Origin of the sequence: Bradyrhizobium australafricanum, assembly GCF_020329495.1 — a bacterium.
In the GTDB taxonomy this organism is placed as follows: Bacteria; Pseudomonadota; Alphaproteobacteria; order Rhizobiales; family Xanthobacteraceae; genus Bradyrhizobium; species Bradyrhizobium australafricanum.
The window spans coordinates 1-17,642 of sequence record NZ_JAGKJL010000026.1; the positions used below are offsets into that span (position 1 = coordinate 1).

Annotated in this window: 9 protein-coding genes and 1 pseudogene; 2 read left to right on the plus strand and 8 right to left on the minus strand. The window is 59.5% G+C overall.

Annotated features, from left to right (window positions below):
• Nucleotides 1-1,043: pseudogene (locus J6525_RS22915) on the plus strand (IS5 family transposase); the annotation flags it as partial.
• A gap of 1,000 nt (nucleotides 1,044-2,043) precedes the next feature.
• Here the strand turns inward: J6525_RS22915 and groL are convergent.
• Together groL and groES are read right to left on the minus strand one after the other, a co-directional pair.
• Nucleotides 2,044-3,684, minus strand: a complete 1,641-nt coding sequence (groL, locus tag J6525_RS22920; protein ID WP_225646396.1) for a chaperonin GroEL — start codon at nucleotides 3,682-3,684, stop codon at nucleotides 2,044-2,046.
• 82 nt (nucleotides 3,685-3,766) lie between these two features.
• Complete coding sequence (gene groES / locus J6525_RS22925; protein ID WP_092090272.1) at nucleotides 3,767-4,081, minus strand: co-chaperone GroES; 315 nt, start codon at nucleotides 4,079-4,081, stop codon at nucleotides 3,767-3,769.
• A 572-nt stretch (nucleotides 4,082-4,653) separates the two neighbouring features.
• Between groES and J6525_RS22930 the strand changes: the two genes are divergently transcribed.
• Nucleotides 4,654-5,319, plus strand: a complete 666-nt coding sequence (locus tag J6525_RS22930; protein ID WP_225646397.1) for an FkbM family methyltransferase — start codon at nucleotides 4,654-4,656, stop codon at nucleotides 5,317-5,319.
• Between the two features lie 1,053 nt (nucleotides 5,320-6,372).
• On the opposite strand, the gene J6525_RS22935 is transcribed toward J6525_RS22930, so the two are convergent.
• From J6525_RS22935 to J6525_RS22960, 6 genes are all read right to left on the minus strand, one after another.
• Nucleotides 6,373-7,734 (minus strand): condensation domain-containing protein, encoded by a 1,362-nt coding sequence (locus tag J6525_RS22935; RefSeq protein WP_225646398.1) that lies wholly within the window; start codon nucleotides 7,732-7,734, stop codon nucleotides 6,373-6,375.
• A 17-nt stretch (nucleotides 7,735-7,751) separates the two neighbouring features.
• Nucleotides 7,752-8,942 carry an MFS transporter gene (locus tag J6525_RS22940; RefSeq protein WP_092090287.1) on the minus strand — a complete coding sequence of 397 codons (1,191 nt, stop codon included), beginning with the start codon at nucleotides 8,940-8,942 and terminating at the stop codon, nucleotides 7,752-7,754.
• 53 nt (nucleotides 8,943-8,995) lie between these two features.
• Nucleotides 8,996-9,937, minus strand: coding sequence for a sulfotransferase (locus tag J6525_RS22945; protein ID WP_225646399.1), 942 nt, complete (start codon nucleotides 9,935-9,937; stop codon nucleotides 8,996-8,998).
• A gap of 29 nt (nucleotides 9,938-9,966) precedes the next feature.
• A complete protein-coding gene (locus J6525_RS22950) occupies nucleotides 9,967-11,277 on the minus strand; it encodes an aminotransferase class III-fold pyridoxal phosphate-dependent enzyme (protein WP_225646400.1) in 1,311 nt (436 codons plus the stop codon).
• Between the two features lie 28 nt (nucleotides 11,278-11,305).
• Nucleotides 11,306-12,820, minus strand: coding sequence for an FAD-dependent oxidoreductase (locus J6525_RS22955; RefSeq protein WP_225646401.1), 1,515 nt, complete (start codon nucleotides 12,818-12,820; stop codon nucleotides 11,306-11,308).
• Nucleotides 12,821-15,555: 2,735 nt separating this feature from the next.
• A complete protein-coding gene (locus J6525_RS22960; RefSeq protein ID WP_225646402.1) occupies nucleotides 15,556-16,674 on the minus strand; it encodes a branched-chain amino acid ABC transporter substrate-binding protein in 1,119 nt (372 codons plus the stop codon).
• Between the last annotated feature and the right edge of the window lie 968 nt (nucleotides 16,675-17,642).

Sequence of the window (17,642 nt, forward strand, 5' to 3'; positions counted from 1 at the left end):
CTTCCGCCACCGTCTGCCGTTCGATCGATCGTCGATGACGCGCTGGCGGCAGCGGCTCGGCGAGGAGCAGCTCGTTGCGCTAATCCAGGAAAGTCTGTCGGTGGCGCACAAGACAGGCGCCCTCGGCCCGAAGGACCTGGAGCGCGTGGTGGTCGATACCACGGTGCAGCCCAAGGCGGTTGCGCATCCGACCGACGCGCGGCTCCTGCATCGAGCAATCATCAAGCTGGTCGGGCTCGCCAAGCGCAACCGTGTGCCGCTACGCCAGAGCTATCTGCGCCTGGCCAAGCGCGCCGCCATCATGACCGGCCGCTATACCCACGCCCACCAGTTCAAACGCGCCCGGCGGCAGCTCAAGTTCCTGCGGACACGGCTTGGCCGGATCATCCGCGACATCCGCCGCAAGATTGATGGCGATACGGTGCTGGAAGCTCGCTTCGGCCCGTTGCTCGGTTTAGCGCAGCAGGTGCGCAGCCAGGATCAGCATCAGCGCGGTCCGAAGGTCTATGCGTTACATGCTCCGGAGGTTGAGTGCATCGGCAAGGGTAAAGCCCGCGCGCCCTACGAGTTCGGCTGCAAGGTCAGCATCGCCACCCCTGTGACGTCTCCGAAGGGCGGCCAGTTCGTGCGCCAAGGCGCTGCATGGCAATCCCTTCGATGGGCACACGCTCGGTCCCGTAATCGCCGACATGGAGAAGCTCACCGGGGTGGAGGCTCGCGGTATCCACGTCGACAAAGGATATCGCGGTCACAACCACCCGCATCGGTTCAGGGTCTGGATCTCGGGTCAGGTCCGCCGCGTCATAGCTTCCATCCGTCGCGAGATGAAGCGTCGCGCGGCTGTCGAGCCCGTCATCGGCCACGTCAAGGCCGAGCACCGCATGGACAGAAATTATCTCAAGGGACGCCTCGGCGACCGCATCAACGCTGTTCTCGCCGCTGCCGGCTATAACTTCGGCCTGCTGCTGCGATGGCTCGCAGAGCTCTTGCGTGCCATCATCCGAGCCTTCTTCGAGACCGTCCCGGCTCGAAACGCCGCTTGAGCCGGGCGCCGCCGCCAGTTCTTCACGAACGACTACTAAAGAACCTTGTCGGCGCTATTTCTCTAATGCTGGATCAGCAGGATGGATCGTCCATGCCTGAAGGAGATTCGACTAACGACCGCTCTCGTGACGCATCCGTTTCTTAGCCAGCGTGTATTCCGCAGCGACTTCCTTCGCCTGAGCCGAATTTATTCTTTTGGCCGCCGCCAGATAGCCCTGCGTTCCCAAGGAAGGATCTCGGCACGCCGCCACAACTGTGCTGGTCGGACAGCTGTGACAATGCCAAACACCATGTTCGTTGTTGCTCACCCGAGTGTTGAGGCAGAACGCTACAGTAAATGTACATCGCTTGCGGCTTCGTTCAGAGCTTCGTCGGCTCTTTGGCCTTCGGCCATTGCCTCTACACGCCCGACAACGCGGCGGCGCGCGGCTTGATTTTTGATCGATCGAAATGCAGCAGCAATCGAAATATCTCTGCGGCGTCTCGAGCAAGTTGCTCCTTTGTCAAAACTCATTCCCCATCATGTGCGTGGCCCTGTGCTTCCCCAACTCAACCAGATAACATCTGACACAACAGATCCTTGGATCGATCTGGAACGTTGGCTTCGAATTGAGAGGCCCGAAATCCGCGATCGGAGGACATGTGCTCATGGGACGTCATCAATATGCAGTGGTTGATGGGCAAAGTGCATTCCGGCACAAGGTGGGGGCAATCAGCGTACTTTCCCTAGCATACCTGACGGGTTCATCCGTCGCTATGCTGAGGCCCATTCCATTATGCTCAACGCCGAGCGGCGCCAGAAGACGTCAGGCTAACTAACTTAGGCGCTTTATATAACTTTATATAAATGGGGCGCGATGGTTTCGGCCGTTGGGGTTTTTCGCGGCCAATCGCCGATCTAGTTCCAGGCTGCAATAGGCTGCTGGTGCAAGCTTGCCCGAAGTCGAAAACCCCGGCATTGCTGCCAGGGTTCCATCGGTCGATCCTCTGAGAGGCCGATCAGAAGTCCATGCCGCCCATGCCGCCGCCGGGAGGCATGGCGGGACCGGGCGCGATCTTCTTCGGCAGCTCGGCAACCATCGCTTCCGTGGTGATCAAGAGCGCCGCCACGGAGGAGGCGTTCTGGACCGCGATGCGCACGACCTTGGTCGGGTCGATAATGCCCTTGGAGACAAGGTTGCTGTACTCGCCAGTCTGCGCGTCGAAGCCGTAAGAGTACTGATCCTGCTCTAGGACTTTACCGACCACGACCGAGCCATCTTCACCGGCGTTGATCGCGATCTGCCGAGCCGGCCAAGATAGCGCCTTGCGCACGATCTCGACGCCGGTCTTCTGGTCGTCGTTCTTGGTGCGCAGGCCCTTGAGCTGCTCGGAGGCACGGAGCAGGGCGACGCCGCCGCCCGGGAGAATGCCTTCCTCGACAGCCGCGCGGGTCGCGTGCATCGCGTCATCAACGCGATCCTTGCGCTCCTTCACCTCGACTTCGGTCGCGCCGCCGACGCGGATCACCGCGACGCCGCCTGCGAGCTTGGCGAGACGCTCCTGCAGCTTCTCACGGTCGTAGTCCGAGGTGGTCTCCTCGATCTGCGCCTTGATCTGGGCAACGCGGGCGTCGATGTCGGCCTTCTTGCCGGCGCCGTTGACGATCGTGGTGTTCTCCTTGTCGATCATCACCTTCTTGGCGCGACCGAGCATCTGCAGCGTGACGTTCTCGAGCTTGATGCCGAGGTCTTCCGAGATGGCCTGGCCGCCGGTCAGGATCGCGACGTCCTGCAGCATGGCCTTGCGGCGATCGCCGAAGCCCGGAGCCTTGACGGCCGCGACCTTCAGGCCGCCACGCAGGCGGTTGACGACGAGGGTGGCGAGGGCTTCGCCTTCGACGTCCTCGGCGACGATGACCAACGGCTTGCCGGTCTGCACCACGGCCTCGAGCAGCGGCAGCAGCTCGTTCAGCGAGGAGAGCTTCTTCTCGTTGATGAGGATGTAGGCGTCGTCCATCTCGACGCGCATCTTGTCGGCGTTGGTGACGAAGTAGGGCGAGATGTAGCCGCGGTCGAACTGCATGCCCTCGACGACGTCGAGCTCGGTCTCGAGCGACTTGGCTTCCTCGACCGTGATCACGCCCTCGTTGCCGACCTTCTTCATGGCGTCGGCGAGGAACTTGCCGATCTCGGCATCGCCGTTGGCCGAAATGGTGCCGACCTGGGCGATCTCCTCGTTCGAGGTGACCTTCTTCGAGTTCTTCTGGAGGTCGGCCACGACGGCTTCGACCGCGAGGTCGATACCACGCTTCAGGTCCATCGGGTTCATGCCGGCGGCGACCGACTTGGCGCCTTCGCGCACGATCGCAGCCGCCAGCACGGTCGCCGTCGTGGTGCCGTCGCCGGCCGCGTCCGCCGCCTTGGCCGCGACCTCGCGCACCATCTGCGCGCCCATGTTCTCGAACTTTTCCTCGAGCTCCACTTCCTTGGCGACGGCGACGCCGTCTTTGGTGATGCGGGGAGCGCCGAACGACTTCTCAAGCACCACGTTGCGGCCCTTCGGACCGAGGGTGACCTGCACGGCATTGGCGAGGATGTCGACACCGCGCAACATGCGGTCTCGCGCTTCTACGCCGAACTTGACTTCCTTGGCTGACATAATCGAATTCCTCAGTGTAATTCCTCATCCTGCGGTACGCCCGGCAAGGCGCTCGTCAGGGCTGAGCGGTGGGAGCGCTGGACTAGGCGGCTTTCTTCTTGGAAAACACATCGGTGAGAACGCCCATGATATCGCTCTCCTTCATGATTAACAGCTCCTGACCGTCGACCTTGACCTCGGTGCCTGACCACTTTCCGAACAGCACGCGATCGCCGACCTCCACGTCGATCGGAATCAGCTTACCGGCCTCGTCACGGCCGCCTGGACCAACCGCTACGACTTCGCCTTGCGAGGGCTTTTCCTTGGCTGTGTCGGGAATGATGATGCCGCCAGCTGTCTTCTCTTCAGCGTCGATGCGCTTGACCACGACGCGGTCGTGAAGCGGACGGAAATTCATGCAAGCCTCCTGAGCATTTGAACGAGTAGAGATGGGCACATTGTGAACAGCCCAATTACTGCAAGAGCCAGGCCAGAGATGAGCGGAGTAATCCGCCTGCAGTTCTGCTGAATCGCGCACTTGGCCGGCGCGTTCATTCGTCCGGAAGCAAACGCCCTCATGTACACAGCTCGCCAAGCTGTTACGAATCTGACATTGCGTTTCGTCAAAGCTCGAGTTTACTGCCAGCGCATTGGCCAAATCGTGCACGTTGGCGCAGCAAGGTCTGGCCATTCACGAGAACCCGGAAGGACGATCGACGGATGGACGGCAATCGAGCGCGGACAGTCTCTTTCCGTAGCTTTTTCCACGGATCTTCGTTGTCAGCCCGCAGACCAAATCTGCTCATACGAATTCGGCTGGGAGCAACTATGCGGCCGGCCTGGTTGGTGTCGACGGCATTTCATTCAATAGCGCTGACTGATCAAGGGAGTTGGACCGGCATATGGATTATATACGTTGATATACGTTGTGCCGAAGCGTCTGGCGTGTGATTGCGGATTTGAAGACGAATTCAACCGATCTCCGCGCCAATGGAAAAACAACCTGTGTCGTCGTCTGTAGAAGTACATCAGCACATCATCTCACTTCTTCAGAAGCCGAATCCGGTCATCTTGGATATCGGTTGCAATGACGGAACCGATACGCAGCATTTTCTTACCCTGTGCCCAAACGCTCAGCTTTATTGCTTTGAGCCGGACCCTCGGGCGATCGCGCGCTTCAGAAAGAAGTTGGGTCCTTCCCTCGCGAAGGTGAAGCTGCTTGAAATCGCGATCAGTGATCGAAACGGAACGATCGATTTCCATCCAAGCAATGCGGATGGAGATGCAAAAGAATGGGATCTCTCTGGCTCAATACGCCGGCCGAAAAACCATCTTACCGAGTATGATTGGGTTCGGTTCGATCGCCCGTTCTCGGTTGAAACTCGGCGACTGGACGATTGGTGCAGCGACGCTAAGGTGAATACGGTCGATTTCATCTGGATGGATGTCCAAGGCGCGGAGGCCGACGTCATCGCTGGCGGCATGCAGACCTTGAGCAACACGCGATTCATCTACACGGAATATAGCGATAGAGAGCTCTACGAAGGGCAGCTGTCGATGCAAGCCATTCTTGATCTATTACCGTCGTTCGAGGTGGCGGCCCATTATCCCCGCTCTGTGGAAGGTGATATACTGCTCAGGAATACGCGCCTTTAGCGCCTGCCACCTATCCGCCCCTCATTCACCTCTGGAAGGCTTGCTGCGTATTCTCTCCAGCGTGCCGCTGCACGACGGCCGATTACCAAGCAAAACGATGCGGTGGTCCGGATAGGTGCGCTCTGAACATTTCTTTCACATCTCCGGCCGCCATGCAGTCTTGGCGACGCTCGCATAGGTAGGATCTCTCGACGGTCTTTGTGATGGTCTGACAATCATTTATTCAGCGAGCCCGCCACGGTCAGCGACCCCGAGGCCAGCAGCTCGAGCCTTCTCAGATGCATGAACCAGCACTGCCAGCCGACGCTCTAAGCGCTTAATCGTCTGAACTGCTGCTGCGTGCTCTGGCCCTCTAGGAAGCCGATCCACTGCTTTGAATAAATGCCAGAGCAATTGCATCAGTTCTCGTAGATCCTTAAGACTCGCCACTTCGATTGCGCACTTACTGCTGTTGGTGTGCAGATGAGAAAGCATGCTGAAGCATTCCTGTTCAGCCAAAGTCAATCGCCCAGTGAGGTGAGTATAGCGAGCTGATCGTCTTCGTCAGCTGCAGCTTGTATTCTGCGTTGCTGGTAGAAAGCATCGTCGATGAGCACCTCTGCGTCATTACGTTGCGAATACAACTGCATTAGCAATGAGTCCGAAAAACATCCGATCCATGCGGGAAGCGAATCCATCCATTGAACGAAGACTTGCAACGACCGTGCCATCGCTCTCAATTCAGAAGAACACGCATATGGGGATGCTAGCTCGCAGTTGATCGGCGTTGTAAACCCGACATGCAGGTCGGCACTGTGCCTGTTGCTGTCAGGAATGAGAATTTTCTGGCTTGGGCTGGCGACTCATCTTGATCGCTCGCGCCACCCGTGAGAAAGTCGTCCGAACCAAAAACATAGAGCGGATAGGGCGTATGCTTGCGCCTGCCTCCCTGGAGGTGTCGCTCTCGGCAGGGTTTGATCGGATCTCCTAGATTTGACCTCGCTTCTGATCACCCAAGCACGGATAATCTAATTGTAGCCCAGGCGGTTCTTGGTCGACTTTCAGCCACCTTCGTCAGTCGATGGAGAGTTGCGGTGGTGGATGAGCGCGGCCGATCAGATGTGCCTGTGCAGCCACTTCAGCAAGATAGTGATCCATCGCGCTTCGCGCGGTGGCTGTACCAGGGTGGCGGAAATTCGCGGAAATCCCGTCCTGCCAGCGACTGACCCATAGGTACGTCTCGCAAGCATCAGAGCTGCGGCTGATCAGAAATCTCGTCCGCCAGTCGGGCCAGCAGTCCGACCCAGGCACCGTCCGATTGTCCATGTAGGATACCATGAAACGGTCGCGCAGTGTGGTGCCGAGCAGCTCCATCGCCTTCGAAAACGGCACTTGAGCTGTTTTCTTGGCGCGCTTGAGCTCGAGCCGGGCGGCGTGCAGGATTTCAGGCAACGTATCGGCCACCCGGAAGCTCACCGGACTCATCCCGACATACCATCCAACCGAACGCATCGAGCGCAGATCGTACCGGGTGTGAAAGGGCGCAACGGCGTGGAATTGTCGTTGGTTCGCCAGTGTCTTTCCTGCCAGCGCCAGACAGGCGAAAAGTCCCGTCGCCGTGTTTCCGCCCTGAGCCCTGCAGCCGCGATCGAATTCGGATGCCCCAGCCGCATCGAGCAGCCACATTTGTCCGCTGCGCTGCACGGAACCCTCCGGCACATCGAATGTTAGCGGAAAGTCGGGTAATTGACCGCCGTTCGCCGCGATCAGCTCGCGCCAGTGGCCGATAGCGGGATGGTCATCGGTTAGGCTGGTCACTCGCTCTCGTTCGGCCTCGGCGTGATCCAGATAGCTGTGCGCCGCTGCCAGCTGGGGGGCCATTCCATGGATCGCGGCTGTGTACAATTCGCGGATCTCATACGGTACCAAGGCCATCGAGTAGGCATCGCTAACAGAGTGGTCGCAGGCGAGCAGGAGGCTCGTGGATGTCGGCCGGCTGATCGTCACAAAGACATACGCCGGCCAGCGCAGGGGGGTGGTCTCCGCGTCAAACAGCTTTTCCAGGAGCTGAGCAAAATCGTCGCCATCGACGCGGTCACCCACTACGGTTTTCTCAAGCGCCACCGCGCCCGGATCAATCGTTGTGCGATGAATTGCCGACCCATCCTTGGTCAAGCGGCTGCGTAATACCTCGTGCCGGTTGACCCAGCCGAGGATCGCTTTGCTTAGCGCGGCGGCGTTGAACTCGCCAGGCAAGTCGAATGCTGCGCCAAGCCAACCCGGTCGGCCATCGTCCGCAGAGCGAAGATGTTCCTCTTGAACATAGGACGGGCGGCGCGGGTCAGGCCGCCAGCTGATAGGGTCGGGGACGTTGACTCGCCACACCATGAGCCGGCCTGGCCGCCGATCAAGATCGCCGAACTCTTTGATGTCCATCAGCGGGTCCCTCGCAGTCACCGACGCAAGCTGCGCGTGTGGCGCAGCGGCGACCGCAAAATCCACACTATCGAGGCCGTGCCAAGCACGCTGCTCGCGAGCAATGTGGTACGCAGGCTCGTTGCAGCAGCGGCCGCGCCGCCAGCCAGCGCACCCAATGAGGCCAGTCCCCACACCACGCTGCGGATGCTCGCATTGACCCGGCCCTGTAAGTGCTGCGGCACCAACACATATCGAATGGGAACCTGCTGCACGTTGTAAATCCCTTGGCCGATCCACAGAATGAATTGGGAAAGTGCCACGCATGCAACTGCGGCCCACAAGGGTTGGGTGAGCAGGGTCGTCAAGCTCATTCCTCCGGCGCTCACCGCCAAACCGATCATTAAAATTGGGCCGAGGCCAATTGCCCGGCCCGCCCGCGGTGAGATAGCCGCGCCGATCACTCCACCAAGCGCGCCGATGCCGAGCACCATGCCGACGACCCGGCTGTCGAGCCCGAGATCCTTGGTCAGATGCAGCAGAAAGACCGCAGAATACGCGTTGTGCCAAAAGATGAATGTGCCGCTGGCCAACGTGACTGCCCTCAAAATCGGATTGCCGAACACGCTCGCCAGCCCCTCTGCCACTTGTCCGAGCACCGCGCTCGATGCGGCCTCTGAGCACCGAGCGCGACGCATCGGCACCAGCGACAGCAACGCGGCGGCAAGCAGAAACGAAACCGAGTCCGCCAGTATCGCGGTCGGGGCGGAGAATTCGTTGACGAGCCAACCGGCCAGGAACGGACCTGCCGCCATCGCGCCCGCTTGGCTGAGCTCCAATGAGCTCTGCGCCCGAACCAGCTCTGAGCGGTCGATGACGGTGGGTATGCACGCCAGATAAGCTACGTCAGCGATCACTGCGGCGATCCCAACCAGCATGCTTGTCATGTACAACTGAACCAGTCCAAGATGTCCAAGGCTGGCGAACAAGGGAATCGTGGCCAGCGTCGCCGCCATCACCAGATTGGCGGTCAAAAGGATCCGCCGATGCGGGAGGCGGTCCACAATGACCCCGGCCAACAGACTCACCACCAGGTACGGCGCCCGACCGCAGGCCAAGAGCAGTCCCGTTTGCGTCGGGCCAGCGTCCAGCCAGGTGATTGCGGTTAGCGGCAGCGCTAGCATGGTTACATTGGAGCCCAGCAGCGAAATAGTTTGGCCGACGAGCAACGCAAGATAACTTCGTCGCAGTCCGCGCAGCGGGACGAACCGGCGCGGGCGGCTCACGCGTCGCCAGACAGGCTACGAACCGACAAATATCCCAGTCGGCTCAGCTCACTTTCGGCGATCTGCTCGAACTCCTCGATCTGGGCTCGCGTCAGATCTTGGACGTAACGACCGATCCTGCCTTGGTGCAGCGGCTTGCCCGCAGCCTCGGCCGCCGGATGGCCGTGCGGTTGCTCGAACAATACGTGCTCGTATTCAGCGTGACGTAGCACGGCCTCATCCCAAGGCAGGCCGAGGTGATCCAGAATTCGGGCCAGAGTGGGACGGGGACTGCTTACAAGATCCTCGTAACGCACCTCGAGATAACGACCAGGCGGCGCAATTCGATGCGGCTGGGATACCACCTCGAGCCAACCGCGCGCGGCGTCGGCAACCGTTCGATATCCCCAATCAGGAACGGTATTCAGATGAGAGGCGGCAACGTCGCGGCCGTCCCGCACGATATGAACGAAATGTGCGCGCGGCCACAGCCGGGCGAAGTCGTCGGTTCGGGCGATCTTACGCTGTAGTTTCAAGCCCCAGCGCTGGGCCCCACTACGTGCTCGGCGCAACTCGCCGATCTCGTTGATAAGGCGGCATCGGGCGGCGAACGAAACAATATCGTCGCCCGTCTCGGCCATCACCTTGCTGACCAATTCACGGATATCATCGAAGTCGAGGCCGAATCGGCGGCACTGGACCACAAAATGCATCCCGTCATACCAGAACGGGTCGACAGTGTTTTTGGTCATGCCCGCGACCCGGAAATCGCCGGGCGCGAGCAGGTCGATCGCGCGCAAGATGTGCGGACCGAGATTGAGTGGTTCGAGGAAGTCTATCTCCGGCCCGACTACCAAATCCAGATGCGAATCCAGCACGATGCTCAGCAATGTGGTGCCCGAGCGGTTCTCGCCGCCGAGCAGCACCGGGGATGTGGAAAATGGATTGGGCAGCGGCATGGCCGTGTTCTCCGTTGGAAAATGCGTGCTCATCCGCAGCCGGGTGCGGTAAACCAGCGCCGAACCGCCCCCGGAGTGGCCACGAAATGGTCCCTGGCGAACCGTACAGCGGCTGCGACTGGATCCGGGTCGCTGCCGATGTTTTCCATGCGGGACAGCGCCGCCGGCAGAGCCTCTCCAGCAGCTTCGATGGCCGCCTGCACATCGGCGCCGGATAGCGCCGCCGACGGCATGAAGCGGCCGCCGTACTGCATAAGAAAGCCCCGCGCCCACATCTCCTGGAAAAAGGCGTGGCCAAGTTCAGCGTTGGCAAATACGACATCGAACATAGTCGGCCAGGCGAATGCCCATGCTGCGACCTGTTGTCTGGCGAAGACCTCGTTAAGCCCCTTGATCAGTTGATCGCCAACCTCGCGCATCCGAGCCAGCAAGGTCCCGTCGCGCAGCGCGTGCAGGGTGCTTAGTGCGGCCGCGAATGGGGTAACCTCGCGCTGGTAAGTGTTGCCCATGTATGTCTTCTCCGCGGCGGCGAGTACGTCCGCGCGCCCCGCGACTGCGGACAGCGCCATTCCATTGGCCAATCCCTTGCTTAGCGTGATCAGATCGGGTGTGATGCCGACCGCCCTATGGTAGCCGCCAATGCCGTAGCGGAATCCGGTCATCACCTCGTCAAGTATGAGCAAGGCGCCGTGCCGATGCACCAGCCTTTGTAATTCCTGATGGTATTCGGGCGGGAAGAAGTTGACTTCCGGAGTGATGATCACCGCGGCGACGCGCTGGACACTTGCCAGCTCGTCGAGCAAGTCTAGATTGTAGCGGAAATCCACGCTGTCTCGATCCCGATTGGGTAGCCCCATTTCGGGCCGGTCCTGCAACTGCCAGTCGTGCCAGCCATGATATCCGCTGGTAAGCACATGGTTCAGGCCTGTGAATGAGCGGGCAAGGCGGACGGCGGCGGTGGTCGCACAGGATCCCGTGCGGAAGAACATTGAACGTTCCGCGACGGGGAAGATCTCCGCCAACCGCTCGGCCAATTCGACCCGGTGCACGGACAGGGGGCCGGGCAATATGCCGCCGGTACGGCGCATCTCGGCGGCTGCGTGCTCCACGACCGGCTCGTATCCGGCTCCGAGCGGCGCAGCACCACTACAGGAGGTGAAATCGACATATTGCCTTCCATTGATGTCCCATGCATGCGCACCCGAGGCGCGCGTCAATACGACCGGAAAACGCCTATTGAGATCCCACTTCTCCGACGCGGTGACGCGCAACGCGCGGCGTAGTGCTGATCCGTGCGCGTCGATCACGGCCACAGTGGTAGTCGGGCTGGCGATGGACATGAGCCCTCTCCGTTTGATAATCATGCCCTTAGGCGAGCTGCGTGACTATTCTTCGAGCGATCCGTAACGCGTTCGCCTGAATGGTGAATGTCGGATTGACGCCTCCGGAATAGGGAAAGAAGCCGCCATCCGCGACATAGACATTGTCGATGTCATGCACCCGGCCCCAGCGGTCGACCACGGATTGGGTCGGATCGACACCGGCACGGCAGCCGCCATGCAGATGTCCGCTGCCGAACTGATAATTGGAATCCTGATAATCGACTTGTTTCACATCGGCCTCCGTCAGCAAGTTCGACGCACGTCGGCACAAATAGCCTAATCGGCGTTTGTCCAGCGGATGGGTCCAGTAATCGAGAATGATCTTCGGCAAACCCAGCCGATCCAGGCTGGTGGCAAGTCGGACCGCATTGTTGCGCATGGGTTGGTCGGCCGCCAGGAAATGCAGCCGTAGTGTTATCTTTCCGTCGCGGTCCGTGCGCTCAACCCGACTCGCTTCGTAGATCATTCCGCCGAGTCCCGAAGGAGCATCCTCGTCCAGGTAGTGATCGGAGATCGCAACGGTGGAGAATGGGCCACCGGCCGGGCGCGCGGGCATTGCACCTATTGCGGTGCTACCGGACACGTAGCCGCTGATTTTAAACGAGATGCCACTGCCGACCATGCCGGAGGCGTTGCCGATGCCGTTGGGCGCCGCCCGCTGAGCCGACCTTAGCAGTAGGGCGGCAGACTGCACTGCGTTGCCGGCGAGTACCACGCAGCGTGCGCGGATCCGAGCGCGTTGTCGCCTGAGAGTATCCAGCCATTCCACGGAATCCGCGCGGCTGACGTTAGCCAGATCGATGCGCACAGCCTTGCTGCCGAGTGCAACTGTCAGCGCGCCGGGCGGCAGCGCGACATCTGTGAACGGCGAGCGTGCGTCGGCCCGCGCGCCGGTAGGACACAGATGCTCGTTGCAAGTTCCGTTGCAATGGCAGGCTGGCCGGCCGCGATAGGGTACGGAGTTGATAGCCAATGGGGTGGGAAAAGGTAGCTGGCCTAGGCGTCCGCCGGCATCGGCGATCAGCCGCCCCTTCGCGCTGTAGTCATGCGGGGGCAGAACGGGAGGATCGCTCGGTGGTTCGTATGGGTCTGCCCCGGCTAGGCGGGCCACTCCCATGCGCCGTTCTAGCTCCTCGTAAAACGGGCGTAGTTCGGCGTAGTTGATCGGCCAGGTAGGGTCAAGCGCGTCTCCGGCCACGTGCGCTCGCGCGTCAAAATCTATGGTCCGATAGCGGAAGGCTATTCCGGCGTACAAAGTCATTCCGCCGCCGAGCGCGCACACGGTCCAGGGACGTCCAAACGGCGTCAACGTACCTGCCGCAGACTTCACCAGCGCGGTATCCATACCATCTTGGACGCTCGCCAGCGAGGCGTCGGGAGGAAGCGCCTGACCTTCCTCGAGGAGGAGCACTCGCAAACCGTGCTGGGCGATCTCGTATGCAACGGTCAAGCCGCTGGCACCACTCCCGATCACGCATACATCAACGATATCGGCCCTCATAATCCCACCTTTGGCAACAAATATCGACGATGCGCAATCGAAGTCCCATTCATCAGTGACCGGCTGCCTGAGACAGCTGGCATAGCCAACGATGAACGCGCGGCATTTGCACGATTACCCAAGACTGTCCGGTTTGGTTTCGTTCAGCTGATCAACTGCTGCGTATCATTGCGAACTACCGCAAGATCGTACAATGTGACGCTACGTACGATTCAAGACCATCCAAGTCGCAACCGCATGAATATGACTAATGGCTCTTCAGAAGCCGCGACACCATCGAATAGAACTATGGGATCAGGCAGTTGTCCAAATCCAGCTAACCTTCCGGATGTGGGTGAGAAAAACGTGTTTGCACGATGAGCGGGTGCTCGCGAGCTTTTTTGATTAAGCGTCGTCAAAAGGCCGTGCGGCTCGCGTTTTGCAGGCCGCCGGGACTATTGATCTCCCGAATTCTTCGCAACTCATCAGGCGCCGGCTAGCAGGAACACCAAAGCCGCACATCATGCGGCAAAAAAAGCCCGGCCTCATTTTGAGAGCCGGGCGGAAGTTAGTCTGGGCGAACGAGACTCGTCGCGCCAGCTCCCGTCGACAGAGGGAGGGCTGCCGACGGTTATTTGCGGCAAAGCATTCACCGCAAATTCCAAACACGAAAGGATCGATGTCGAAAAGTCTGGCGTAGATTTCCTTTTTACCAAGGCGATATTCGCCGAACACTGACAGCCCGCGATCATCTGTCATCGTCGCTCATTCAATCGGCATGATTTCGAAGATCCTCCTAAAGTAGCGTCGACCGTGTCATTGTCTCGCCTCTGCCGGAGCGGCCCCGCCAGATTGCCAGGGACCCTTCGCGTCCTGCTTTGAAATGCTACAACGTGACGCTAGGTACGAATCAAGCCGCTTGAGCTGCGGCGTGCACCATGAAAATCCACGCTCTCCCGATCTTTTACAGGCAGCTAAGTAATCCGCGATCCGCAAGGGTGCGGGGTCGTATCTGCTTAGGTGAATGGGCTTGCACAGGTGAACATTTGAGCGATTTCGCCGCACGATTTGTCGTACCCTCCGCAGAGATCACTACAGCGACGAAGTTCTGTGACGGCGACGCCGCGCAGGCGCGCAATGAGCTTTTGGTGCGGCAAGCAATACCCGTTCTATCGCCGGGGTGCGCGACCTATTGACACCTATCTCACCAGCTGCGTGGCCGTGACCATTCTGCGCGGTTCCCTTTGATGACGGCGCAATCCCGTCAGCGCACAGCCGCAGTCGCCCAAAGCGAAAGATGTCAATGTTCAGGAGCGCTTTGCTGACGTCGGCTCGGCTGACATCTTCCGTATCGCAAACAAACTCAATTCCCACTATGGGGTTGGCGCAATCGCGCAGCGTAGTCGGTGCGCCATTCTTCTCAATTGTGAGTGCGAGTGAATGGTCCCCGCTCAACCCAGGAGGGCGCGGACATCTTGCGAGATAAAACTGCGTGCGTGATGCGGACCGCCGCCGCACTGAGGAGCCTTCGAAAACTATGGAATATGACTGCGAAAGGTTCCGACGGAGCGGCGATCGAAGCGGCCCAAGATAGAGCGTGGTTTCTAGGTTGGTGGGCCGCGGATCAGCCGCGCAATTGAAGATCTCCTCGCGCAAGCCCGGACTCGAAGAGGAACAAAGCTTTATTGCGTGCCGTCATGCCAGGCGAGATTTTGTACGATGCGCTCAGATCTGTAGCCGCAATGGCACACTGGGCCGAGGTAGCGAGATCTTTGGATCGCTGCGTACAGTGTTTACTCGCGTAAAAATACGGGCTTTCTAGTAGAGTTCGGGCGTGGGATGTGCTTGAGCCGTCGTTCTTGACTACCTGCTCGGATTGAGGTCAAACATGAGTCATGCGGCTGGGGACCGCCATGAAGCATTGAAAGTGACGGAAGAAGAATGTGAGTTGGCGCGGTGCAGGCAGGAAATAGCCCGTCTCAAAGATCTAGTTGTGCAGCTTTCTCAACTGGTCTTGCGGCACGTCGCGGAAAATACCGAGGACCGAAAGCCACAGTGCAGGTGAGCCGCTTGGGCGTATGAGATAAATGACAGGGGATCGCAGTTAGACTTTCCGTTGTCATCGGCAGCGCGGCGTCCCCCGGGGGGAGGGGGGAGCGGCCCCGCCCTTGATTTCCATGGGGCGGGGCCGCAATTGCCAGTCGAACATCTTCGTGGAACGATGGGTGCCTGAGCTAACGCGCGTCGCGCGGTCCGATAGTCGAAACTCTCCATAAGCCGAAACCGATGACTGCAGTCCGGTGACTGCAGTCCGGCGAAGGGATCCCTCATCGTGCCCGCCGCTAAAACGTCTGCGTTGGGCCAAGTTATCGGCTCCCATTGAGTCCAGCCCGTGAGCGTTGAACCCGTGGCAGGCTAGTCGAGCGGGAATAGGATCGAAACTGCGCATGTGCGTGCCCGCTTTAGACCGATGGCGGTCTATGGACACCAAGCTGCTCGATGACGCGCTTTGATATCTCTGCTGGATCGCCAACCCCGCTTGCGCCAAGCTCGATGACCTTCTTGGCAATGATTTCGGCGATAGGGTCGTCTCGATCAACCAAGCAGAGCGAGCGCAGGGCCCGTGCATAGGCTGAGCTCAGACATTCAATTTCTTCCGGCCGTAGCTTGCTGCCTTGGAGCAGTCGACTCGATCGACATTGATCACCGTCCTGCCTCCTAAGGACGCTAACTTTGATGTCTCGCACTAAGATGCGTCAGAACGCGGTCGGGTTAGTCTCGCTATAGCCGCCTTTGTCGTCCCACCTATAAACGACATAGTCGAGCTGCTTGATATCACCCTTGGCGTCGTATTCCAGTGTGCCGATCACAGTGTCCCAAGAGCCCGCTTTGATCGTGTCCATCACCTTCTTTGGGTCGATGGTGCCGACTTTGGTTGCGGCCTGCATCCAGACCTGCACCGCAGCGTAAGTATAGAGCGTGTAGCCTTCGGGGTCGATATTCTTGGCCTTGAATTTATTGACGATCGCAGCTGCTGTCGACTTCTTGCGTGGGTCTGGTCCGAAGGTGAAGAGCGTACCTGCTCCAGCTGCGCCGGTGATAGAGGCAAATTCCTTGTCAGCCAACGCGTCACCCGACATGAGTACGGTCTTCAGGCCCTGATCGCGCATCTGGCGCAGGATAAGGCCCGCTTCCTGGTGATAGCCGCCGACATAGACGAGGTCGATACTGTCATGCTTCAGTCGCGAGACAATCGCATTGAAATCCTTGTCGCCCTTGTTATAGGACTCGTACATCTTCTCAGCGATGCCCGCCTTGTTGGGTGCCTTCTTCGTCTCGTCGGCGAGTCCCTTACCATAAGTGGTCTTGTCATTCAGAATCGCTATGTTCTTGCCGCTGAAGTGCTTCGTGATGTACCGGGCGGCAACCTGCCCCTGCTGGTCGTCGCGGCCGCAGACGCGCGCCACGTTCCATAGCTTGCGCTCGGTGAATAGCGGGTTGGTCGAAGCCGGCGTGATCTGCAGCACACCGCCATCCGCATAGGCTTCCGAGGCCGGGATCGATGACGAGGAGCAAAAGTGCCCAGCAACGAACGGGATCTTAGCGGCAGCGACCTTTTCCGCTACCGATCGCGCCTGCTTAGGATCGCAGGCATCGTCCTCGATGTCGAGGGTGAGCTTCTTGCCGAGTACGCCGCCTGAAGCGTTGATCTGCTCTACCGCCATCTCGGCGCCGTTCTTCATTTGGCGCCCGAAGGCAGACTCGCCCCCGGTTATTGGTCCGGCGACGGCGATGGTGATTTCCTCAGCCGACGCCGCGGTGAACATTGCAATCGATGCTCCAAGTGCAAAGCCGATCAGCTTGAGTGATTTCATGGGGTGGTCCTCACAGGGGGAACGCAACGGCGAGTAAGCTCGAGCAGAGCAAGGCGATCCCCAGCGGCGCTTGGTGCCAGGAAGCAACCAGAGATAAAGTCATGATCGCGCATCAAACAGTTCAATTGCACCGCCACGAGGGAGCAGGAGCCCACCTTGACTTGATGAGACCAGGTTCGGGAGCTATCGGCAGACAGTCCATCGCTCAGAAACAGTACATGACGATGTCGTTCCAGCAGGGCAACGAGCCGGCTCGCATGCGAATAGGCAACGATAACGCAAACTTCTCCGTCCCGTCTCATCTTCGCCGCGCGTCCGATCCCATACCGCCCACTATCTCAATGACGGCGTTGTCTTGCTGGACACTAACTGAACCGAGCGTTTATGAAAGGAATAGATCAATCCGGAACGTACAGAGCTTGTCGCGTCTGAAGCGCCGCCTCTTAGACCAAGCGGTCGGTCGAGCCGAAAGCAGAGACGATCGTTCAGGTCGTGCGCGAACATTGTCCCTTGGGGGCGTACAAACACTTCATGCTCCGACGGCGTGATCGCCTCGATAGCGCGCGCAAGGCAACCAGCACGGTCTCAAATGAAAGCAAAGACGAGCAGGCTCGAGCAGAGTAGCGCGAAGCTGGTTGCGGTCAGCGCGAGGAGGCTACCGGAGACAAGGTCATGATTGCCCATGAATCACCCTCGAATGCCATCTAAGAAGAGATCGGAGCGGCAGCTCGTCACTTTGAGCTTCGCAAGCAAATTATGCGGCTTTTGGTTGCGCCATTTCTGCGTTGTCCGGGTGACGCTGCATTTTTGCGGCGTCATTCGGCCTTACTTTGTTGAAGTTCGGCACAAGAAAAGCGGAGAAATGCGCCTTGGGCAAAGCTGACGCTCCTAACCCAAGAAAGTGTGTGTCTGCCGGACCAGCTCGATGACGCGGCCAAAGTGCTTGAGATGTACGGCCGGCCGACTAC

Bases quoted from the DNA above. Each gene is read 5' to 3' on its own strand.
- groL (WP_225646396.1), bottom strand. From the start codon at position 3,684: ATGTCAGCCAAGGAAGTCAAGTTCGGCGTAGAAGCGCGAGACCGCATG.
- groES (WP_092090272.1), bottom strand. From the start codon at position 4,081: ATGAATTTCCGTCCGCTTCACGACCGCGTCGTGGTCAAGCGCATCGAC.
- J6525_RS22930 (WP_225646397.1), top strand. From the start codon at position 4,654: ATGGAAAAACAACCTGTGTCGTCGTCTGTAGAAGTACATCAGCACATC.
- J6525_RS22935 (WP_225646398.1), bottom strand. From the start codon at position 7,734: ATGGACATCAAAGAGTTCGGCGATCTTGATCGGCGGCCAGGCCGGCTC.
- J6525_RS22945 (WP_225646399.1), bottom strand. From the start codon at position 9,937: ATGCCGCTGCCCAATCCATTTTCCACATCCCCGGTGCTGCTCGGCGGC.
- J6525_RS22950 (WP_225646400.1), bottom strand. From the start codon at position 11,277: ATGTCCATCGCCAGCCCGACTACCACTGTGGCCGTGATCGACGCGCAC.
- J6525_RS22955 (WP_225646401.1), bottom strand. From the start codon at position 12,820: ATGAGGGCCGATATCGTTGATGTATGCGTGATCGGGAGTGGTGCCAGC.
- J6525_RS22960 (WP_225646402.1), bottom strand. From the start codon at position 16,674: ATGAAATCACTCAAGCTGATCGGCTTTGCACTTGGAGCATCGATTGCA.